Source organism: Frankia sp. EI5c (genome assembly GCF_001636565.1).
Lineage (GTDB): Bacteria > Actinomycetota > Actinomycetes > Frankiales > Frankiaceae > Parafrankia.
On the sequence record NZ_LRTK01000086.1, the window covers coordinates 1 to 21,560 of the forward strand.

General features: G+C 71.8%; 18 protein-coding genes and 6 pseudogenes. 6 read left to right on the forward strand and 18 right to left on the reverse strand.

Annotated elements, in window-relative coordinates; all coding sequences use genetic code 11:
* Positions 1–78 precede the first annotated feature (78 nt).
* From UG55_RS48000 to UG55_RS23095, 3 genes are all read left to right on the forward strand, one after another.
* Positions 79–615, forward strand: a complete 537-nt coding sequence (locus UG55_RS48000; protein WP_083987121.1) for an NUDIX hydrolase — start codon at positions 79–81, stop codon at positions 613–615.
* A 199-nt stretch (positions 616–814) separates the two neighbouring features.
* On the forward strand, positions 815–1,096 hold the full coding sequence (locus UG55_RS23090; RefSeq protein WP_066072972.1) for a type II toxin-antitoxin system Phd/YefM family antitoxin: 282 nt from the start codon (positions 815–817) through the stop codon (positions 1,094–1,096).
* A complete protein-coding gene (locus UG55_RS23095) occupies positions 1,093–1,374 on the forward strand; it encodes a type II toxin-antitoxin system RelE/ParE family toxin (RefSeq protein ID WP_066072974.1) in 282 nt (93 codons plus the stop codon). Before UG55_RS23090 ends, UG55_RS23095 begins: the two co-directional genes overlap by 4 nt.
* A 137-nt stretch (positions 1,375–1,511) precedes the next feature.
* Here the strand turns inward: UG55_RS23095 and UG55_RS42300 are convergent, their stop codons facing one another.
* The 8 genes and pseudogenes from UG55_RS42300 to UG55_RS42315 all read right to left on the reverse strand — a co-directional run.
* Positions 1,512–1,949 carry a hypothetical protein gene (locus UG55_RS42300; protein ID WP_066073030.1) on the reverse strand — a complete coding sequence of 146 codons (438 nt, stop codon included), beginning with the start codon at positions 1,947–1,949 and terminating at the stop codon, positions 1,512–1,514.
* A gap of 167 nt (positions 1,950–2,116) precedes the next feature.
* A pseudogene (locus UG55_RS42305) lies at positions 2,117–2,233 on the reverse strand (pilus assembly protein); the annotation flags it as partial.
* 1 nt (position 2,234) lies between these two features.
* Positions 2,235–2,614, reverse strand: a pseudogene (locus tag UG55_RS23105) (TadE/TadG family type IV pilus assembly protein); the annotation flags it as partial.
* Positions 2,615–2,625: 11 nt separating this feature from the next.
* On the reverse strand, positions 2,626–2,910 hold the full coding sequence (locus tag UG55_RS23110; RefSeq protein WP_242424972.1) for a hypothetical protein: 285 nt from the start codon (positions 2,908–2,910) through the stop codon (positions 2,626–2,628).
* 88 nt (positions 2,911–2,998) lie between these two features.
* Positions 2,999–4,012 (reverse strand): type II secretion system F family protein, encoded by a 1,014-nt coding sequence (locus UG55_RS23115; RefSeq protein WP_066072978.1) that lies wholly within the window; start codon positions 4,010–4,012, stop codon positions 2,999–3,001.
* A gap of 90 nt (positions 4,013–4,102) precedes the next feature.
* The coding region (locus UG55_RS23120) for a type II secretion system F family protein (protein WP_242424973.1) at positions 4,103–4,942 on the reverse strand (840 nt) is incomplete at its 5' end.
* A 23-nt stretch (positions 4,943–4,965) separates the two neighbouring features.
* Positions 4,966–5,690 (reverse strand): CpaF family protein (locus tag UG55_RS42310; protein WP_242424974.1); only part of this gene is annotated, 725 nt, incomplete at its 5' end.
* A 1-nt stretch (position 5,691) separates the two neighbouring features.
* Positions 5,692–6,252, reverse strand: a pseudogene (locus UG55_RS42315) (ATPase, T2SS/T4P/T4SS family); the annotation flags it as partial.
* Between the two features lie 648 nt (positions 6,253–6,900).
* Here UG55_RS42315 and UG55_RS23130 point away from each other — a divergent pair.
* Positions 6,901–8,355 carry a PAS domain-containing protein gene (locus UG55_RS23130; RefSeq protein ID WP_066072983.1) on the forward strand — a complete coding sequence of 485 codons (1,455 nt, stop codon included), beginning with the start codon at positions 6,901–6,903 and terminating at the stop codon, positions 8,353–8,355.
* A gap of 11 nt (positions 8,356–8,366) precedes the next feature.
* On the opposite strand, the gene UG55_RS23135 is transcribed toward UG55_RS23130, so the two are convergent.
* The 7 genes and pseudogenes from UG55_RS23135 to UG55_RS23160 all read right to left on the reverse strand — a co-directional run bounded on the left by UG55_RS23135 (position 8,367) and on the right by UG55_RS23160 (position 15,986).
* Positions 8,367–10,115 (reverse strand): hypothetical protein, encoded by a 1,749-nt coding sequence (locus tag UG55_RS23135; RefSeq protein ID WP_066072986.1) that lies wholly within the window; start codon positions 10,113–10,115, stop codon positions 8,367–8,369.
* 478 nt (positions 10,116–10,593) lie between these two features.
* A complete protein-coding gene (locus tag UG55_RS23140; protein ID WP_066072988.1) occupies positions 10,594–11,085 on the reverse strand; it encodes a DUF6912 family protein in 492 nt (163 codons plus the stop codon).
* A gap of 375 nt (positions 11,086–11,460) precedes the next feature.
* A pseudogene (locus UG55_RS23145) lies at positions 11,461–12,197 on the reverse strand (patatin-like phospholipase family protein); the annotation flags it as partial.
* Position 12,198: 1 nt separating this feature from the next.
* Positions 12,199–12,624, reverse strand: a pseudogene (locus tag UG55_RS42320) (patatin-like phospholipase family protein); the annotation flags it as partial.
* Between the two features lie 305 nt (positions 12,625–12,929).
* Positions 12,930–13,427 carry a transcriptional regulator gene (locus UG55_RS23150; protein ID WP_066072992.1) on the reverse strand — a complete coding sequence of 166 codons (498 nt, stop codon included), beginning with the start codon at positions 13,425–13,427 and terminating at the stop codon, positions 12,930–12,932.
* 451 nt (positions 13,428–13,878) lie between these two features.
* Positions 13,879–15,204, reverse strand: a complete 1,326-nt coding sequence (locus tag UG55_RS23155; RefSeq protein WP_066072993.1) for a chromosome partitioning protein — start codon at positions 15,202–15,204, stop codon at positions 13,879–13,881.
* Positions 15,201–15,986, reverse strand: a complete 786-nt coding sequence (locus tag UG55_RS23160) for an SAF domain-containing protein (protein ID WP_066072995.1) — start codon at positions 15,984–15,986, stop codon at positions 15,201–15,203. Before UG55_RS23160 ends, UG55_RS23155 begins: the two co-directional genes overlap by 4 nt.
* A gap of 504 nt (positions 15,987–16,490) precedes the next feature.
* On the opposite strand from UG55_RS23160, the gene UG55_RS23165 reads away from it, so the two are divergent.
* Positions 16,491–16,727: a helix-turn-helix domain-containing protein gene (locus tag UG55_RS23165; protein ID WP_066072997.1), complete on the forward strand. Its 237-nt coding sequence runs from the start codon at positions 16,491–16,493 to the stop codon at positions 16,725–16,727.
* A gap of 62 nt (positions 16,728–16,789) precedes the next feature.
* On the opposite strand, the gene UG55_RS23170 is transcribed toward UG55_RS23165, so the two are convergent.
* Positions 16,790–17,359: a hypothetical protein gene (locus tag UG55_RS23170; RefSeq protein WP_066072999.1), complete on the reverse strand. Its 570-nt coding sequence runs from the start codon at positions 17,357–17,359 to the stop codon at positions 16,790–16,792.
* Between the two features lie 1,646 nt (positions 17,360–19,005).
* On the opposite strand from UG55_RS23170, the gene UG55_RS23180 reads away from it, so the two are divergent.
* Positions 19,006–19,677 (forward strand): Rv3235 family protein, encoded by a 672-nt coding sequence (locus tag UG55_RS23180; RefSeq protein ID WP_066073003.1) that lies wholly within the window; start codon positions 19,006–19,008, stop codon positions 19,675–19,677.
* 136 nt (positions 19,678–19,813) lie between these two features.
* Here UG55_RS23180 and UG55_RS42325 read toward each other — a convergent pair.
* The coding region (locus tag UG55_RS42325) for an SEC-C metal-binding domain-containing protein (protein WP_242424976.1) at positions 19,814–20,453 on the reverse strand (640 nt) is incomplete at its 5' end.
* 1 nt (position 20,454) lies between these two features.
* Positions 20,455–21,559, reverse strand: a pseudogene (locus UG55_RS42330) (preprotein translocase subunit SecA); the annotation flags it as partial.
* Between the last annotated feature and the right edge of the window lies 1 nt (position 21,560).

Consider the following 21,560-nt stretch of genomic DNA (forward strand, 5'->3'; position numbering starts at 1 on the left):
CGTTCTTTTCGGGTTATCGCTGTGCTCAGCTGCGAAGACGCTGATCCGGCGTGAACGAAAGTGCGCCACTTTACCGTGATGTTGTCGATCTTCCAATCATGTAGCCAGCCGGACCGAAGGGTGGACGGTCGACGCGGAGCGCGGCCGCTCCGCGTTCGGAGACGGCGCCACGCTCGACGGAGTGGTCCGCTGCCACGCAGGAGCCGGGCCGGGGGGCCAGCGCTGGACGCGCAGGTCGTGGTGGCCGGCTGGGTGTTCTCCCAAGATCTTGCACAGACGCTTCTTGTCCGGCACTCACACTTCGGATGGCTGAGCCCGGGCGGGCGTCTGGAAGAAGACGAGACTCCCCGGGAGGGCGCCCTCCGAGAGGTGACCGAGGAGACCGGGATCAATGCGGATCTGCTGGTCCACGAACCCGTCGCGGTTCTCGGGGACCATCATGCCGGCGACCGTACCTATGGCTTGGCCTACGCCTTGACGGCAGACCCCGCGGAGCCGCTGCGACCTGAACCGGGACAGCCTGTCACCTGGTTCCACCTCAAGGACCTACCACCCTCGTATTACCCGCTCGATCACCCGACACTTCTGGCCTTCGCGAGAGACCTGAGGTGTTGAACGGCCACCGAGCCGCCGCCACTTTGAAGATCGAGATTGGCGGTCCACAAGCCTGCGATGCCATGGGGCACGCCTGTGGAGTTCCGCCACCTCCCTGCCCCTCCTTGACCGCGGACGACGCCGAGGCGTGGACGACGGGGCATCGCCGTGCACGTCCACCAGGCCAACATCCTCCCTCGGAAGACTAGAATTCTGGTCTATGCAGACGCTGCCGCTGTCCGACGTCAAGGCCCGACTGTCCGAGATCGCCGACGAGGTCGACCGGACGCACGAGCGCATACACATCACCCGTAACGGCCGCGACTTCGTCGTGTTGATGGCCGCCGAGGACCTGGAGCGGCTGGAGGAGACCATCGCGATCCTGAGCGACCCGCTGACGATGCGCCAGCTCACCGAGTCGGACGCCGAACTCGCTCGTGGGGAAGTCGTGACGGCAGAGGAGATCGCCGAGGACATGAGACGCCGGTTCGGCGCCGCATGACCGACGCCGTTGACCGCTACGTCCTCCAGATGTCGCCAGCGGCCCGCCGCGCACTCAACGAGAGCCTCCCCCACACCGTCGCCGCAGCGGTCTACGAACTGATCACCGGACCGCTCCTGGAAGCCCCCTACCGGGTCGGGAAACGGCTCATGCCACCGCTCGACGACCGGTTCAGCGCACGGCGCGGAACCTACCGGGTCATCTACCGCATCGACGACAAGGCGATGACGGTCACGGTCGTGGCCATCGACCACCGCCGCGACGTCTACCACCGCTGATCATCCGAACGACCGCGCACCCACCCGACGCCTGACCGCTCAATGACCCGGATGACGAGGTCAAGCCAGCGCCAGTTACCGCGCATCCAAGCGCTATGCCACCGGATTTCGGATCATCCGATCGGCAAACTCGCTGGTCACGTGCTTGACCGGTCGGCCCGGTACGCATCGATGACCACGGTGAACTGGCCGTTCACTGTCACGTCGGCGAGGTTGCCGGCGATGGCGCCGACTCCGGGCAGCGGGACGAGGGCGCGGACGCAGACCACGAAGCGCGCTCCGGGTTCGAGGGTCGCCGCTCCGTCACCCGGGTTGCCCGCGCCGCAGTCCGCACCCTCGGGTGCGAACCTGATCTCGGGGGCAGCGTGGATGCCCTGGTCGGTGAAGGCGAGCTGGGCGGCGAGCCGGGCGCGTTCGATTCCGCTGGTCTCGTCTGGCGCGGTGGCGTAGGCGCGGCCTGCCTCACGCGCCGCCTGGGTCACCCCGAAGGCAGCCCGCTGGACGGCGAAGACCGCGAGAAACAGGTAGACGAACGGGATCAGCAGCACCAGCGACAGCCCGACGAATTCGATCATCGCCGAGCCCGCGTCCGCACGGGGGGNCCTCTCCCGGCAGTGCGGACGGTGGAACAGGTGACCGAGCAGTCGGTGGAACCGGCGCCGGAGACGAGCGATCAGACGAGCGATCAGACGACCGAACCGACGACCGGGCCGGCCGCGGCGGAGGCCGGTGGCCGGCACCGTCACGGGGTCTCCTTCACGGCGTGGCCGGTGACCGTCAGCGTCACGCCGTCGCCCAGCGGAACGAGGCTGAGCGGGACGACCACGGTGCAGGTCACGCGGACCAGCGGAATGTCACCNTCGCCCGTCTCCTCCTGCCCGGTGCAGACGGCGTCGGAACGGCCTGGCAGGGATCTGGTGATGAGCTGCTGGGCGTAGCTGCCACCTTCACTCGCGGGCACGCCGAGGTTGGCGGCGTGCCGGGCGCCCTCCGCCGCGTCCGCGGCGAGGGTGTTGCGCACGTGCAGGACAAGCCCGACCTGGATGATGCCCAGGATCAGCATCAGCAGCAGCGTTCCGACCAGGACGAACTCGACGATCGCCGAACCGCTGTCGCTGCTCCCGACACTGCCCCCGGCCCCGGCCCCGGCGGCGCCGTCCACCGGCCCCGTGACGGCACGGTTGTCGTCCGCCCGTCGTCCCCTGGCGCCAGGCAGGAGACCACGGACACGTCCAGGCACGGTGGCCGGCGTCATTCGCCGCCGACGCCGGTCACCTGCTCGATGGCCGAGGTGAACAGCGACTGCAGCGCCGGTGTCGCCAGCGTGGCGATCGCGACGACCAGGGCGGCGGTCATCACCGTGACCATCACCCAGCCGGGCACGTCACCGCGGTCCGCGCCGGCCGCGGCGAGGCGCTCGTTCCGGGCCGCCCAGCGGCCCGTCCGCGTGACGACCCAGGCGGTGATGCCCGCCGCCGCGCGGGTCAGCGCCCGCGGGGCATGCCCCGCCCGCGGCCGAACCGGACTGTGCCTCATCCTTTTCATGTCCCCTCCCTGGATCCGGTCGGGTGCCCGGGGCTCTTGTCCGCCCCCGGCACCCGCTACTGCCTGATCGCCGTGGACGTCACTGCGCGATCACCGTGAAGCTGACGAGCGCCGGGTAGAAGGCGAAGATCACCGTCGTCGGGAGAATGAGGAAGACGACCGGGATCATCATTGCGATCTCCTTGCGGCCGCCGGCTTCCAGCAGCTGGCGTTTGCCGGCCTCGCGGACGTCCACGGCCTGGGCGCGCAGGACGTCCGCCAGGGGTGTGCCGCGTTCGATCGCCACCGCCATGCCGTCGACGAACCTGGTGAGCGGCGCCAGTGAGGTGCGGGCGGCGATGCCTTCCAGGGCCTGCACGAGGGTGGCGCCGGAGTGGGCGTCGGCGAGCGCGAGCCGCAGCTCGGTGCCCAGCTCGCCGCGGGTGAGGCGGCTGACGCGCTCCAGCGCGCCGATCGCGGACTCCCCCGCGGTGACGGCGAGCGCGAGGAGCTCGGCGACGGTGGGGAACTCCATGAGCATCCGGTCCTCGCGTTCGCGGATCGCGCGGGTCAGCCACCAGTCCCGGGCCACGATGCCGCCGGCCGTCCCGGCGATGACCAGCGCGACGCCGACGAGGGCGGGCGGCCCCACCCCGAGCAGGGCCCGCAGTGCCAGGACGGACGCCCCGAGCAGGGCACCGGCCACCGCGGCGATCACCTGCTCGACGCGGAACTCCTCGATCGAGGTGTGTCCACCGGCCTGGACCAGCCGGCGGGTGAGCGCGGCCCGGCCGCCGAGGAAGCGGTCGAGGCGCGCGGCGACGTCCTCGACGAACGGCCGGAGCAGCGCCTCGACCGTTCCCAGACCGAAAGCGGGGGCCGACTCGGCTCGTGCGCGGCCGCGGTGGCGGGCCGGCTTCTCGGTGCTGGTGGACGCACCGCCCACGCCGACCCCGTCGGCGAGCAGCCGGGATGGCGAGGGGGTGTCGCGCAGGTAGGGGTCGATGCGGTCGGCGAGCCGCACCCTGCGGGCCGGCGGCGACCGGAAGATCACGATGACCAGCCCGGTGCCGAGGAGGAGGCCGAGCAGCGCGCCCGCCGCGGCCGTGCTCACGGCCGGAACACCCGTCTCGTGCCCGGCACCGGTGTCATTCGCGCACCGCCCGTCTCGTCGGTGTCAGCGGTGTCGTCCGCGCCGCCCGTGTCACTGCCGAAGCACCCGTTCCTCCTCAGGTAGCCGCCCGATCCTTTTCATCAGCAGGTAGGCCAGGACGGACACACCGGCACCGGCGGCGAGCACGGCGACCCCGGTGGGGCTGTCGTAGGCACGCACGTTCTCCCCGCGGCTGGCGAGCAGCAGCAGGACGATCCAGGGCGCGGCCATCGCGAGCCGGGCGGCGTTCACGGTCCAGGTCTGGCGGGTTTCCAGCTCGGCGCGGGTGCGGGCGTCCTCGCGCAGGAAGGTCGACAGGGTGCGCAGCAACCGGCCGAGGTCGGTGCCGCCGACCTCGCGGGCCATCCGCAGCGATTCGATGATGCGGTCGGCGACCGGGTCGGCCAGCTCGTCGGCGAGGCGGTCGAGGCAGGTCGAGAACGAGCCGGTCGCCCGGTAGTCCTCGCCGAAACGGGTGAAGGCGGGACGCAGCGGTATCGGCCCGCGCACCCCGACCGCCGCGAGTGCCTCGGGCAGCGACAGACCGGCCCGCACGGCGCTGGCGAGGTTGTCGACGACGTCCGGCCACACCTCGCGCAGGTCGTGCATGCGGCCCCGCCGGCGGCGCAGCACAAGCTGGCGCGGCACCAACGCGGCGAAGGCCCCGAACGCGGCGGCGAGGGAGAAGGTGCTGGAGAAGGCGAGCACGACGAGACCGGCCACCAGCCCCAGCACCGCGCTGACCAGCACGAACTGGTGTGCGCTGACCCCGCGGATGCCAGCCTGCGCCAGTGTCTCGCCCAGGTTGCGTGCCCACGCCGCCTCGGCGCGTTCCGCCCTGCTGGCGCGTGGACGTCCACTCATCACGATCAGGAACAGGCCGAGGCCGAGNACGAGCCCGAGGAAGATGCCCATCAGCGTTCGACCGCGATCTGCGGGTAGCCCCGCTCGTGGGCGGGCGGGGCCAGCAGCGCCGCCAGGTCGTAGCCGGCCCGCAGGTAGCGCTCGGGGTGCGGCGGGTAGCCGTCGGCGCGCACCAGCTGGTTGCCGCGGGACTGGAAGATCTGCGCGACCTCGACGGTGTCGCCCTCGGCCCGCCCCGGCAGCGCGACGATCTCGGTGACCCGGCGCCGCCCGTCGGCCTCCTTGGTGAGGTGGACGACGAGGTCGACGCTGGCGGCGACGGTCGGCACGACGAACGCGTGGGTGACGTTCTCCCCTGCGAGCAGCGGGAGGGTGCACAGTTTGGTCACCGCCTCGCGGGCGGAGTTCGCATGCAGGCTGCACATGCCCGGCAGCCCGGAGTTGAGCGCGATCAGCAGGTCGAGCGCCTCCTCCTGCCGCACCTCGCCGACGATGATCCGGTCGGGACGCATCCGCAGCGCCTCCTTGATGAGCCGCCGTAGGCGGATCTCGCCGCTGCCCTCCAGGTTCGCCTGGCGGGTCTGCATGGCGACCCAGTCGGGCGCGCGCAGCCGCAGCTCGAAGACCTCCTCGACACTGATGACCCGGTCGCGTGCCGGGATCGCGGACCCCAGGCAGTTGAGCATGGTCGTCTTGCCGGCCTGGGTGCCGCCGGCGACGATGACGTTCAGCCCGGAGATCACCGAGACCTCCAGGAAGTGGGCCGCCTGCGGCGNGATCGTGCCGAGCGCGACGAGCTCCTCCAGGCTGGAGGCGGACAGAACGAACTTGCGGATGTTGACCGACCAGTGCACTCGGGTGACATCCGGAATGACCACATGCAGGCGGGACCCGTCGGGCAGCATTGCGTCGACGAACGGAGTCGACAGGTCGACCCGGCGGCCGGACGACTTCAACATGCGTTCCACCAGGTCCTGTACCTGGTCATGGGTGAGAATCGTGGTGGTCAGCTCGCTGCGGCCGTGCCGGGCGACAAACACCCGGCCGGGCTCGTTGATCCAGATCTCCTCCACGGTCGGGTCGTCGAGATGCCGCTGCAGGGGGCCGAAACCGGCGACCGTGTCATAGACCGCGCGGGCGGTGGCATCCCGGTCCACCACCGGCGGAAGATCACTGGTGAGGGCACGTTCTTCGTACTCGGCGACAACGTCGTCCACGAGCTGACGAATGTGCGCGGGTTCGCGCACCGGATCAAGAGATCGCCGACGTATCAGTTCACGAACCTCTCCTTCCACGTGAGAGGTCGCGTCCAGCCAGTTCCCGCGAGCCACCGCCACCGAGAATCGCCGCTCCTCACCCCTGTCCATGCGCCCCGCCCCCCCGGACTCCGACTACCAGCTACGAAGCGTAGGAAGAGGGTCACTCGTCATCAACCCTTGCAAGCGGGTACGCAAGCAACAACGTTCGCACAACCCCCGGGGGCGCCCTGCGCCGGGTAGGACCACTACCAGCCACAGACAGCGCGCGACCCGACCAGATCCCGGTATCGGTGTCACGCTGGGTAACCGCCCTTCGGGGCGCGCGGCGGCCCGGACGGGCTTCCGCCCGAGTTGCGGACAGCCCGCACACCACCCGCCGAAACTGCCGCCCGGGAATCCAGCAGGCCGGCAGATCAGTACCGAAACGCCGGCCGGGGACGTCGGCAACGGGGCGCGAGAGCGGTAATCTGCCGGCGGTCAGAAGCCCGAACGCCACGCCACCACACTGGAAACCGACAACGCACGGTCCGCGCCGACCGGTGGTACTCCCCCACACCGCCCTACAGGTCGCCGACCGCCGCCGACGCCTGCCTCGGGGGTCCTTCACGTGCCCGGTCAGCCTTTGTTCCGCACTGCCGAACGCCCACCGGGCACAGCGCGCACAGCGTTGCCACGGAATGTTGCCGCACCCCGCACACGTCGACCGACTCTCACCCGGGGACAACGATGAACACCCACCACGGCGCCGAGCCGTCCGACGTGTTCGCGACCGCATGGGATGTATTCCGACGAATTGTCGAGAACTGCCCGGTCGGGATATTCACCGCCGATGTATCTGGCCGGCACGTCTTTGTCAACCGGCACTGGTCCGTGTTGACCGGAGTTCCGCGCGACAAAGCGGTGGGGCACGGCTGGGAACGCGCCGTGCATCCGGAGGATGTGCGGGCCGTCACGGCACGGTGGCGGCAGCTCGTTACCGAGGGTGACGAGCTCACGGTTCAGGTCCGGCTGCTCCAGCCGGACGGGACAGCCCGCCCAGCGATCCTGCGCGCATCCGCGGTGGTGGGCGAGAACGGGCACCGCCGCTTCGCCGGCACGCTCACCGCCGTACCCCAAGCGCGGGCTGACGCACGTCGGGGCGACGCCGACCACCCGACCGGCGAGGCCCTGGACGCGATGTGCCCGGAGACCATCGAGCTTCTCCGTGAGGAACTCGACCGGTTCGACCTGGTCACCGACGATCTCTGGCTGCCACCGGAGGACCTGGACGGCCCCGGGCCGAGCTGGACGGTTCCGGCTCCCCGCCGGCCCTCGTCCAGCGAGAGCGAACCGCCGGCCACCGAGCCCTCCGCCGGCCCGACGCGCGCCCGCTTCCCCGAGCGCACCCCCCCGGGACCGGGTGCCCCGGGCTCCCGCAACGGTGGCAAGTCCGTGCACGCCGGCGAGGACGGGCCTCGGCTACCGGCGCCGCACCCGAACCCGAAGTCGCACCGCGGCGGCGTTCTCCCGCCGGGGGCCGAATGGCGCGCCGCGGTCACCCCGCACAGCGGTGCCACGGCATCACATCCGCCGGCTGCGGGGCCTGGCTCGGCCGCCAGTTCGTTCCCGCCGCCGCCGCCCAGGCCGACTCGGCCGTACTCGTCCCACCCGGCGTCCGCCCTGCCCACACGTGGACCGGTCGACCCGTGGCGGGCAGCGGGCACCCGGGGTGCCGGTGACGGGGCCTGCGGGTGCGCGTTCACCGAGCTGCGCCGACTTTCCGACGCCTGCCATGAGCGTGAGCGCTGGCTCACCACGCTGCTCGCCGAACTGCCCTCGGCGGTCCTCGTCGCGGATGCGGACGCCCGGGTCGTGGCCGTGAACCAGACGTACTGCGACCTGTTCGAGCTGGCGGAGGCGCCGGTTGATCTGGTGGGCACGGACTGCCGTGCGCACATCCGCCCGATGCCAGGCCTGGTGGAGGACCCCGCCGGTTTCGCGAACCGGCTCGACACCCTGCTACGGCGTCGACGGACGATGCGGCGTGAGGCCCTCATGTTCGCCGACGGCCGGGTCTTCGAACGTAGCCACATCCCGCTCGCGGGGCCCGAGGGTTACCACGGCCATGTCTGGCTCTACCTGGACGTGACCGACCGCCGGATCGTCGAAGCCGAGATCGAAGGTCTGATCTCCGGCCTGTGACCTCCGTCCGGTCAGGCGAGCCCGCCGTGGTGCCGGGCCTGGAGGTCACGGGCCTGGCCGACCCAGTCATCGGAGATGATCCGGCCGCCGAAGCCGTCGAGCTTCCTGGCCAGCCTGTCGACATCCATGTCGCCCATCGCGGCGAGCTGGCGGAAGGTGGTGATTCCCAGCACCCGAAGACGGGACTCGACCACGGGCCCGACTCCCACGATCTCCTTGAGGTTGTCGGAGGACGGTACGGGTTCGGCCGGCCCGCCCCAGGACGGCGGAGCACCCTCGGAGGTGCGGACGCCGGGCGGGGCCCCCCGGCCCGCATCCGCCGGCCCGCCCGTCAGGCCCGGGTCGTCCGTCAGGCCCGCGGAGGCCACGGCGGCCACCAGTGCCGCGCCGATAAGCTCAAGATCGTCCTGACGGGATCCCGCGATCGTCTGCAGCAATGGACCCGCGTCGAAGGCGCCGCCACACGTCAGGACATCGCCACCGGCCTGGAGCTCGCCGTCTGAGTGACGCTCGCCGTCTGAGTGACGCTCGGCATCGGGGTGAAGCTCAGCGTCCATGTGAACATCGGCATCTGCGTGAGCATCGGCGTTCGCGTCGACATCGTGCCCATCCGCACCGGGCTGCACGGCAGGCTCAGCCGGGACAGCGGCTTCAGGCAGAACAGCGGGCTCGGTCGGGTGGCCCGAGGCTGGCGAGGTGCGCTGGGCGGGCAGGGCGGCCGAGACGACGGTGGGTTCCTCGATCAGGGGTAGCTCCTCCTGGTGGCCGCCGACCTCGGGATCCGCCGGTTGCGTGGCTGCCGCCGGTACCGCCGCCCGTGCCTCCTCCGCCTCCGCGATGCGGGCGAGGAGCTTGATCCGCTCTGCCGCCCACTCCGCCTGGTGGCGGTCAAGCCTTGTGCTCATCGTGGCCACCTGCCGCTGAGCCTCCTCCGCCTCGGTGCGGACCATGGCCAACCGCGAGGAGAACTTGGCCGCGCGGGCCTCGGCCTCCTGCAACTGCTCACGCAGCTCCGCCGTCTCACGGGCCAGCTCGGCGACGGAATCACGGCCGGCGGCACCCAGCGCCGAACCGGACTCCGGCCCGGAGAGTGCGGGAAGCTGGGAGATCGCCGGCGAAACCGGCTGGACGACCGTCCGGCCGCTCGCCGCCTCGGCGTCGACCGGCTCGGCCAGCAAAGCCGCCTCGATCTCACTGATCCGCGTCTCCGCGACGGCGACCTGCCGCTCCGCCGCCGCCACCCGCCGCGCGGACTCGACAGCCTGCCGCTCCGCGGCCGCGAGGCGCGTGACCAGAGCCTCCTTCTCCAGGACCCACCGCTCTTCCTGCTCCCGCAGGCGGGACAGGAGATCGTCGAGATCCACGGCCGCGCCCCGGGTGGGAACCGCCGGCCGCAAGTCGCCATCACCCGCGAGATCGGTATCGGCCGACCCGAGTGCGGTGCGCTCCGCGGGCGCCGGAGCCACCGCGGACCGCGCAGCACTCGGGCCGGCCGGCAGAGCGGATGACCGCGGGCCGGTCTCGTCGGTGAGCCCGGCGATCCCGGAAGCGGCGGAGGGACCCTCCTGGTGCAGCCCACCGGGGGCCGGGACCGTGGATGCGGCCTCGTCGGCCACCAGGCCGGTGCCGGTGCCGGCGAGCTCCGCCGCGAGACGCGCCTGCCGACGCAGCGGCGCGGCCAGGAAGAGCCAGGCCAGCCCCGCGCCGATCAGCATCGCCACGAGGACGAAGACCAGAATCTGCCCGGCGAGATAGAGCACGGGGCACCAGCCTCCTACGTCACGCCACAGATATATCGAAGCCAAGGAACGCACGACGGAGCGCCCACGCCAGCCCCGGGAAACCGTGGAACACGCCGCGGGCCGGCCAGGACCGGCAGCCACGGTCGCGCCCGCACAAGATGAGCCATTGGGGGAGCAACCAGTTCAGCAACAACACTATTCGGTGCGTTGGCCGATGCCCGCCGCGGGGAGTCAAAAGCAACGCGAGGACGACATCGCCACCGAGCATCCCCGTGCCGGGCACCACCCGGTGACACCGAAAAGCTACGCGGGAAGGGCCACGCCACCCCCGAAAAGCAATCAAGGTGCGGGCGGCGGCCGTGCGTTGTCACTCCGATTGGTTCAGTGCACCGCGGGAGGGCGACGCGGCAGACCACAGAAGGGCCCACAGATGACCGATACGATCCATTCGGCCGCCCTCCGCCCGCCCTGCCCCCTGCCCCGGCCCGCTGTCAGCTCAGACGAGGTCGGGGAGTTCCTGGGTGGCGAACCACAGAAGCTCGAAGCCCTCGGCACCGTCGACCACGAAGGCCGCGTCGTCGCTGCCGAGGTCGGCCTCCAGCACCGCGTCGGCGGCGGCGCGCACAGCGGCCTGCGCCTCGGCATCCGCGGGGTCGTCCGTATGGACGGCGCGCACGGAACTCAACGGGACGGGCTCGAGCACCTCCACCGCTCCCCTGTCCAGGTCGTCACGCACACGGACAGCCGCCTCCCGCACGTCGGCGGCGAACACGAACCGCCGCGGCGGTGACTCGGGATCGGCGTCCAGCAGGCGCAGACACGCCCTGGCCGCGTTCTGGAGCGCCGCGAACTCCATCTCCTCGGTGTCGGACTGGCTGTACCACTCCCGCAACGCCGGAGTGACCGCGAACGCCATGCCCGCCGGCACAGCCCGCTCCCGCAGTGCCGCGCGGGCGGCGGTCAGGGTCGAGGGAAGGTAGACACGCATGCGACCAAGTGTGGCAACCCGAGGTCAGCCGACCAGACCGAGGTCCGTGTTCTGGGCCTGGACATCGCCGTCGTCCGCCCCGGTCGCCGCCCTCGACGGGCGGGCGCTCTGATCGACACGCCCGTCCGACCGGTCGGTCCGGCCCGTTCGGTCCGGCCCGTCCGTTCGGTCCGGCCCGTCCGACCGTGACGCGCCGATCGCTGCCTGTGGGGAGGTTCCCGTCCCGGTCCGGGGACGTGTTCCGCCGGCGGCGCGCGGGCGCGTGGCGCCGGTTCGACGTGGGCCCGTGGTGCCCGCGTCACGGGTCCCCCCCGACCTGGCTGTCGCGCTCGACCCGGCCGGCGCGCCGCGCCCGGCCGCCACATCCGACCCGGTTGTCCCGCCTGCCTCGGCTGCCTCGCCCGCTCCGGCTGCCATACCTTCGGTGCGGGTGGCGGCCGCGACCGCCACCCGACGCGGTCCCGTCGCCGCACCGCTTCCCCGCCCCGTGCCCGCAACGACGCCCCGCATCGCCCGCAGCGCCTCCGCGGAGGTACGCAGCGAGGTCTCGAAGACCGGCGCGCGGCGGGTCAGGTCCATCATGTTCCCGCCGATGACCTCAAGATCCTCCGGACCCGGGCACAGCACCGTCACGCGGATCCCGGCGGCCTCCACAAGCTCGATCTCCCGGGCCAGCCGTCTGGTCGCCGCCCGGCGCATCTGGCGCTCGACCAGGGCGACGGCGCCGCGCGGGCGATCGCACTCGAACGAACAGGCCGGCGCGAGCACGGTCACCTCGTCAAGGTCCGCGTTCGCGAGCAGGTCGAGCGAGGCGGGCGACCGGGTCCCCCCGTCGACGAAGCGACGACCGGCGATCTTGATCGGGGCATACCAGCCGGGTATGGCGCACGACGCCATGACGGCCTGCGCCAGCGGCGCCGGCGGTGCCGCGTCCGAGCCGAACAGCACGCGGCCGCCGGAGTCGAAGTCCATGGCCACCACATGCAGCCGCGGGCTGCGCGGCCAGCCGTTCGGCCCGAGGACCGTCGGAGGCCGCCCACGCCGGGCACCGGGCGGGACAGCGGCCGAACGCTTGGCCGCCAGCGGGTCCGGTGGCGCCTCGATCCGGGCGGNGGCCGCGGTCACCAGATCACCGATGGCCGCGATCTGTCCCCGGCCCTGCGGGAGCAGCGCGGCCAGCGCGACCATCGGGGTTGCCTGCCGAGGATGCAGCGCGCTCGCCGTCAGCAGCCGCGGAGAACCCATCCGCATCCGCGGCCTCGGGGGCAGTGACGCGCCGAGGTCGCGGTAGTCCAGCACCGGGTAGCCCGGCTCGAAGATCCCGCGCTCGGAGTTCACCATCACGTCGGCGCCGACCCCGAGCCCGAGCAACGCCGCGATGACGGATCCGGCCGACGTCCCGACGACGACGTCGTGGTCGCGGACGTCGATGCCGCGCTCGGACTCGATCGCCCGCAGCGCTCCGATCATCCAGGCGGATCCGAGTACACCACCCGCGCCAAGCACGATTCCCCTACGCGGAGCCCGCTTCCTCGGCATTGCGTCACCTCCCGGCGCGGTGTGTTCGGCCTCGCACACGGGTTCCAGGTGTACGCGCGACTCCGATCTCGATGTGGACTGGCCACTGTCGATGTGGACTGGCCACCGACCTCGACACCGGTCTCGCCGCTTCCTCGCGGGCCTTCCGCGCCTGTTCCAGGTACAACCGGGCCGGCCCGGCGGTTGTGCCGGACCGTCACCCGCCCGCCTGCCGCGGGTCGTCCAGGTCGGCGCATCCGTCCGATCACCCTGCGACCTGGCGACCTGGCGACCTGGCGACGTTCCGCGGCAGACGCGCGTGGCGCCTACTCCGGCGGCTCGCTCTCCTCGGGGAAGCTGGTCTCCAGCACTCCCCAGGCGCGTAGCCGCTCGGCGAACTCCTGCGGTGTCGTGTCGTGCAGCAGGGCCAGCGCCCGCACGTCACCGTCGCGGATGGACAGCACGTGACCGGCGTAGTCGTCACGCTGCCGTTGAATCTGAGCGACCCACCTGCGCACCAGTGCGGACGTGTCCGGCGGTGCCTGCGCGAGCTTCTCAAGATTGAGTACCGTGCGCGGTCTGCGTTCCCGCGGGGGAAGTTGGTCCTCGTTCGGCAGCAGGGCTGAGACCGGAACGCCGTAGAAACCGGCGAGCTCGGACAGCTGATGAACGCTGATCATTCGATCGCCACGTTCATAGGAGCCGACCGCGGCAGTCTTCCACCGGCCCCGCGACTTCTGTTCTACGCCCTGCAGTGACAACCCCTGCTGGATCCGGATTGCCCGTAGGCGGGCACCCACGGCCTTCGCGTACTCCCGGCTCACCCGACACACCCCCAGCCGTCTCGAACGAGCGATCAACGTGTTCCATCACCACGCTGACCTGCGCGACGACGTTCCACGCACACACTAACGTAACGCCCCCGAAAGCGAAGATTCACCATCCGGCAGACGAATGATGCGGATAGCGGCGAGTCCGCCACCCCACCGATTAAGGTCTGCACGGNCAGCAGCAGGACGCTCACCTCGGGACGCGGTTTTCGGCCTCCTTGTCACCTCTAGCCAGGACCTCGCGACCGCTCGCAGGTAACCGCTCGACGATTCGATGCCCCGGAATCGCTCCCCGTAACCACGGCTCCGACCGGCCGGAGTCATCCCGGCCGGTGAATGTCACAACAACTAGCCCGCCCAGCCGACGTGAATCAGGGCGCACGGTACCGAATGTTGCCCGGCGAGAATCGATATGTACAGGTATGGGCAGCCCGGATCAACAAGGTCAGCGATGCGCGCGGCGCAGCCCGGAGCGGCGCCGCCTCGCACCACCGGCGACGCCGGCCAGCAGGGCGGCGAGTTCCCGGAGCGCGATCCTTGCCGGCGAGGCGGGCGCGATATCGCGCAGAAGCTGCCCCGAGGCCGCGGCCGCGTCCAGACCCGCGAGGTCGTAGGGGACGAGCGCGACCGGCTCGCGACCGGTGTGCCGGACCATGGCGCGAGCCACCTCCCGGCGCGGATCTCCGCCCACCACCGAACCCCGCAGCCTGTTGACCACGACCAGGGGATCGGCGTGCGGCACCACCTCACGCAGCTCCGCCAACCCGCGGACGAAGCGCACCAGGCCGACCGGCTCGGCGGACGCGACCGCGAGCACCGAGTCGGCGGCACCAAGAACGGCCAGCGTGGCCCCGTTGCGCCGCGGCGCGGCGGTGTCGAAGGAGAGCTCCTCGTCCGTCTCCAGGCAGAAGCCGCAGTCGACGACGACGAAGGATGCCAGCCGGCGGGACAGCGCGACCACGGTCTCCACCGAGGCGGGACGCAGTTCCGGCCAGCGCGACGGCCGGGAGATCCCCGGCAGCACCCGCAGCCCGCCCCCCAGGTCCCGGCACAGCATCGCGAGACGTGGGACGTCCAGCAGGCCCTGGTTGGCCGAGCGCGCCGCGGCGGCGAGGCCCGGCGCCTCCTCCAGCAGCCCGACGTGCTGACCGATCGAACCGCCGTAGGAATCGGCATCGATGAGAAGAGTGGGACGCCCCAGCCCGGCAAGCTCCGCTGCCAGGCCGAGCGCGACCGTCGTCCGCCCCGGTGAACCGACCGGCCCCCAGACCGCGATGACCTGCCCCTCGGTCATTGCGGGGAGTTCACCGGGCTCGCCGGCGCCGTCAGCGGCGGACGTGAAAGCACGGAAACCGGCCATCGGCTCACTGAAGGCCGGGGGCAGGGCAGGCGGGCCGGCCATGGCCGCCACCGCCCTGGCGGCCTCGACCACCGCTGAGGCGACCACCTCCGCGGTGGCGTCCGCCGGGATCACGGCCACGACGCCGAGCTGGCGCAGCCGGCGCTCCGCGTCCTCGTCACCGGGAGCGATCAGGCCGACGACGGCGACACCGGACGCGGTGAGCCGGGACAGCGCGTCCCGGTCCAGCCGCCGCAGGTCGGCGGAGAGCAGCGCTGCCCGCGCGGCACCGGTCGTCGCCGCGGCCAGCAGGTCCGGCAGGTCGACACACCGACGCACCACGGTCACGCCGAGATCACGGCGATCGAAGGCCGAGACCAGGCCCGCCTCGATGACCGAGTCGGTGACGGCGGTCAGGATCGGCAGGCTCACCGACCGTACCCCGGCACCGTGGCCGGACCGGCCGAGCCGACCTCGCCCCGCGGGTCCCGTTCCAGCTTCACGACGTCGACACGCCCGCTCTGGGACGCCGCGACCGCCCGGATCGCGTCGTCGGCAGCCACCCGCAGCGACAGCGAACGGTCCCCTCCGCTCAGGCGCTCCTGGGCGACGAACTCGACATCGTGCAGCACCTGGATCTCGACGCCCGCGTCGGCTCCGGCCGGCTGCGCCGGCTCGGTCTGGGCGGAACCCGCCCCGGAACCGCCTTCCGCCGGTGCTCCGGCGGCGTCCGGCTGGTAGACGAAGACATCGACATGATCACCGGGCGAGAGCGGTGGCAGCCGCCCGGCCTTGACGATCACCGGTACGAGCCTGGTCGCCGCGGTGCCCGCGCCGGCGAAGTCGGCGCCGCTGAGCAACTCGCCGGCGCTGACCGGCCGGGCCAGGGTCGCTCCGACCAGGTCGCCGCGCCGGCTGCCCGGGTAGTAGCGGTCCGAGGTCCCACCGTCCAGCCGCGCGGCGACCGTACGGAGGTCGCTCTCGACGACGAGGTGGCCCACAGGAAGGTCCACAGCGGCGACGACCCACTGCCTGGTCTGGTCCGCCGTCGCGAACAGGCGGGTGCCGGCAACCACCGACACCAGCACCAGCAGGACGCCGATGAGCAACCGGGAGTCCCGCCAGCGGCGGCGGCCGAGTCTGCGCGCCGGAGGCGACGGCGGCACTGGCGGCGTCGGTTCCGGTCTTGCCGGCGCGATGGTCAGCTCCGTCACCAGGCCTCCTCACTTCTCGCCCCGGACCCGCCGCCCGGACTGGTCGCCCTCGGCCCTCTCGCCCCGGACTCCCCGTCCGCGGCCGCGAGATGGGTGCCCGCCCCCGCGAACCGGGCGCTCGGGCAGGCAGCCACCTGGACGAACCTTACGGTCGCAGAGCGTACGTGGTCGACAACCATAAACCACTCAAATCGGCGATACGGGACCAACCCGTCACGATCGCCGCCTCGTTCAGCCTTCCGATACAGCCTCGCTCGGCCCTTCCGGTACATAGGACGCCTTACGGCCCCCGCACGATGCGCCGAGGTCACCGGGGGCATAAGCCTGACGTGCAAGGGTGCCCGGCGGCCCACGCGGGTGGGCAGGATGACGGGTCCGAGGCGACCACTCATCAAGCGGTATCGCGCGCAGTTATCCACAAGCCAAGGCATTCGAACGCGATGGGACGCGGGATCTCTGATACACAGGTAAGACGCGCCGACCGTCATCGGAGAGGAGGCGTTGATGAACGACCGCTTCCTTCAACTCAGCGACGTGGCGGAGATCCTCAACATCTCTGCCAGTCAGACCTACGCGCTCGTCCGCTCCGGGGAACTGCCGGCGATCAAGATCGGTGGGCGTGGGCAGTGGCGGGTCGAGCGCACCGAGCTGGAGGCCTACATCCAGCGTGCCTACGAGCAGACCAGGGCCTTCGTCGCGGCGAACCCGATGGGCCGCAACGAGACGCTGCCGGACGACTGACTGCCTGACAACCGACTGCCTGGCGGCTGAACCGCCCGGCCCCACTCGGCGTGCTCCTGGCCTCAGCTCCGGCGGATGAAGGCGAGCGCCTCGATAGGCACGGTCCAGCCGGCGCGGACGTCGGCCCTGCGGGCGAACTCCCCCAGTGGATGTTCGGCGAGTTCAAGAAAGTCCGCTCCGACGCGCAACAGCGTCCCGGTCAGGGCCGCTCCGCCCAGCAGGGTGACCGTGCAAACCGACCGGTCACGGACGAGACCACGGACGACGTGCCGCAGATCGAGGCGGGCGGCGAGCCGCCCCTCATGGCCGGGCGTCGCCGAGACGGCGGTCAGTCCCCGGACGGCGAGCAGAGACGCCCGGGGTACCAGCACCTCGGTCAGGCCCGCCTCGCTGAGCAACATCCAGTCCACTCCCAGCGCGGATATGCGCCCGGTGACGGCCACCGGCCCTGCACCTGGGCCGCCGCGCAGCAGGCAGCGAACCTCAGCCCCCACACCCGGCCGCATCCGGTCGAGCAGGCGGAGGTACCCGGCCTCCCGCCGCGTCCGGTCCGCGATCTCCGCGTCGAGCTCGGCCGCTTCCGCTGCCTCCCACTGCAGCTCAAGATCCGCAAAAAGGTCCTCCCAACGCATCGCCGGCGCCAACCTCCGTTCCTGCAGGTCAACCGTCACCACGCCGCGCAGGCGAGACAATACGGATTGACATCTAGCTTCTGGCGGGTTACACAAGCAAACGTAACCAAACGGCACCGTACGTGCTGCAGCTCCCTGACCCCGAGCCAACACGGATGACCGGGCGGTTACCGAACAGCATCCTGCCTATTCACGGCCAAAGCAGCGAAGATCGTCCGTGACAGGCACCNCGAATCCACCTTGGACGGACGGGTACGGAGCATGATCTCAGGAACAGCGCGGGACCTCGCGGCACGGGTGGGCAGTGCCGCGGCCGCTGTGGGCGTCGCGGCGGTTCTGGTCGTGCTCGGTCCTCGGCTCGCGGACTTCCCATCGGATCCGAGCGAGGTCTGGCCCTGGTTCAGCGGCACGCCGGAGCTCGCGTTCGCGAACTGCCTGGGCCTCATCGCCTGGGTCTGCCTGCTGTGGCTGTGCGCCGGGGTGATCCTCGGTGCGCTGGCCGCGCTTCCCGGCACCGCGGGCCGGCTCTGCGGCGCCCTCGCCCGGCGGGTGCTGCCCGGGGCAATTCGCCGGATCGTCGAGGTCGGCCTCGGTGTCACCCTCGTCGCCGCCAGCGTCAGCCCACTCGTCGCCGCCAGCCCAGCCGCCGCCAGCCCAGCCCAGGCAGCAGCGGCCACCCGAAACATCTCCCTCCCGACCGCCCCGTCCCAGGACGGCGCCGGCACCGCGTCGCCCGGTGCCGGCGCGACCGCGCCGCGAGCCTCCGAGAACGGCTGGCCCTTCCTGGGGCACGGTGACACCGGCCGGGGCCAGGACAGTGGTCCAGGGGGCACCGAGACCCGTCCCGCGCAACCGACCCCCGGCGGTGCCGGCCACGCGGCCGGATCGGCAAGCTCCACGGATGCGCTGCGGGCCGCTGTCGCCGACGCCATCCCCGGCGGTGCCCTCCCGGACGACGTTCGGGTCGTACCACTGACGCCCGTCCGGGCTCAGGGAACAGCAGCGGATCCGGCGCGGCCGTCGACCGCTCCCGACACCGCCGCGCCCGGTGGCCAGGCCAGCGCCACCAGGGCGTCGGAGCAGGGATGGCCCTTCCTCGGTCATCCCGACCACCGCCCGGCCGGTCAGCCCGGCCCGGCGACACAGCCGGGCCCGGCGACACAGCCCGCCCCGGCGACACAGCCCGGCACTTCCGGCAAGCCCGGCCCCTCCAGCAAGCCCGCCACCAGCAGCAAGCCCGGCGCGTCGAGCCAGCCCAGTGTCTCGGGCCAGGCCAGTGGGCCGGGGTCGGCTCGTCCCACCGCGGGAGCCGGGGACCCCATGGTCCCCGCCGCGCCACGGGGAACGGGTACGCCCTCGGCTGCGCCGGGGTTCGCGGCGCAGCCGCCACTCGCCGACCCAGGGCGCTCCACCGAGGTCGTCGTGCTGCGCGGGGACACCCTCTGGTCCATCGTCGCCCGCCATCTCGGCCCGGCCGCGACAACCGACCAGATCGCCGCCGAATGGCCGCGTTGGTGGTCAGCGAACGCGGAGGTGATCGGCCCTGATCCCAATCTCATCCTGCCCGGCCAACGTCTCGTGCCGCCGCCCGCCTTCTGAGCTGCCGCAGCGCATCCAACCGCCATCGAGCCCGTGAAAGGCCAGCCGTGACCGCGACGACCGCCCTGACCCTGCCCCGTCGTCGGCGTCCCCACGCGGCCGCCGCGCCCGGCCTGCTGCCCGTGCGTCCCACCGACCCGCCGTATGACGACGAACTCGCACGGGGCGACGGTCCCGGCGGCCCGCACCATCCACTCGGTCGGCCTCGGGCCGGCGGACCCGCGTCCGGTACGACCTCGACCGCTCCGCGCGAACTGACCAGCGGCGTGCGCCGGCTCGCCGACCGTGGCGCGAACCGTTCCCGCCTGCCAGAGCACCAGCCCGTTCCGTTGCCGCGGCACCCCGAGCCGGCAGCGCACCGCGCTCCGCCGGCCCCTTCGGCCGCGGCCGAACAGTCACCGCCAGGCCAGCCACCGGATCCGCGCCGAACCGCCGCAGTCGTCGTACGCCTGATCGTCGAGGTTCTCTCCGGTGCCCGCCCGATGGCCCATCTCGCACCGTGGACCACGGCAGCTCTCCAGAACGATCTGGCGCGAACCGCGGCCGCGCTGACGAGCCGTCAACCGGGCCAGGTACGAAGCGTCCGGGTCAGCGAGCCGCTGCCGGGGATCGCCGAGGTCAGCGCCGTGGTGAGCCGAGGCCCGCGCGTGCGGGCGCTCGCACTCCGCATGGAGAGCAGGGCCGGCCGCTGGCAGGTGACCACCCTTCAGCTCGGCTGACCGGGCCGGCCCGAGAGGCGGACCGGCAGCCGCCCACGGGCACCGGCCAGCAACCCGCGGCTATCCGGATCGGACGCGGGCCGGGCCCTCGGGGCGAGGATCCCCGACGGCGAACGGACCGCGTCCGCAACCGAACTCAGTCGTTGCGACGGGCCGGATCGCCGTGGCAGCGCTTGAACTTCCGCCCGGACCCGCAGGGGCAGGGGGCGTTGCGGGCCGGACGAGCCGCGCCGGCCTCCCCGCCGCCCCGCGCCGTGCCGCCACCTGGACCCGCTGCCGTGCCGAACCCGCCGTTGGTGACGGTGGTGGTGACCGTGGACCCGGTACCGCCGTCAACGGACGGCGCCGTGTACTTCAGGCCACCGACGGGACGACGCGGTTCCAGACCCTTGACGAAGACCGGCGGCGGCGCCTGCGCCGGGGCTGCCGGTTCGGCCGCGGCAGGCGCCTTGCCGGCTCCGGGCGCCTGCGGTGCCGGCGGTTCCGGCGCTACAGCGGTGTCGCCCGAGGCCACGGGAGCGACCGGGACGGCCGGCGGCGCCGCGGGCGCGGCCTCGGTGTCCCGCCCGGCGACCTGGACCTCTGCGTTGAAGAGGAGCTGGACCGACTCCTCCTTGATCCCCTCCATCATCGTCTGGAACATGTCGAAGCCCTCGCGCTGGTACTCGACGACCGGGTCGCGCTGACCCATCGCCCGCAGCCCGATGCCTTCCTGCAGGTAGTCCATCTCGTACAGGTGCTCGCGCCATTTGCGGTCGAGGATCGCGAGCACGACCNTGCGCTCCAGTTCCCGCATGACGGGCTCGCCGTCCGGCTTGTCGCCGAGGTCGAGCTCGCGGCGGTCGTAGGCTTCCTGAGCGTCCGCCTGGAGATCCTCGAGCAGCAGTTCGGTGGTGAGGCCCTCCCGGTCGTCCGGGCCCGGGGCGTCGACACCGACGGGGTACAGCTGGCCGAGCGCGGTCCAGAGGGTGTCGAGGTCCCATTCCTCCGGGTAGCCGTCGGCGGTGGCACCCCGGACGTAGCCCTCGATGGTGTCGTCGATGAAGTGGCGAACCTGCTCGTGCAGGTCAGCGCCTTCCAGAACCTTGCGGCGCTCCTCGTAGATCACGGTGCGCTGCTTGTTCATGACCTCGTCGTACTTGAGGACGTTCTTGCGGATCTCGAAGTTCTGGCCCTCGACCTGGGTCTGCGCCGAACGGATCGCCCGCGTCACGATCTTCGACTCGATCGGCACGTCGTCCGGGATGTTCAGGCGGTCCATGATGCCCTCGACCGCCGCGGCGTTGAACAGCCGCATGAGGTCGTCGCCCAGCGAAAGGTAGAACCGGGACTCGCCGCTGTCCCCCTGGCGCCCGGCACGACCACGCAGCTGGTTGTCGATCCGGCGGGACTCGTGCCGCTCCGTACCGAGCACGTACAGGCCGCCGGCCCGCACGACCTCCTCGTGCTCGGCCGCGACCGAGGCGCGTGCTTTCTCCAGCGCCTCGGCCCACGCTGCCTCGTAGTCCTCGGGTGTCTCGATCGGGGAGAGACCCCGCTGCCGCAGCTCCGCCTGGGCGAGGAACTCGGGGTTGCCACCGAGCATGATGTCGGTGCCTCGACCGGCCATGTTCGTCGCCACGGTTACCGCGCTCCGGCGGCCCGCCTCGGCGATGATGTGCGCCTCGCGCTCGTGGTGCTTGGCGTTGAGCACCTCGTGCCGCACGCCGCGCTTGGTGAGCTGCTTGGACAGGTACTCGGACTTCTCGACGCTGGTGGTGCCGACGAGGACGGGCTGCCCCTTCTCGTGGCGCTCGGCTATGTCCTCGACCACCGCGTCGAACTTGGCGACCTCGGTCTTGTAGACCACGTCCGGCTGGTCGACCCGGGCCATCGGCTTGTTN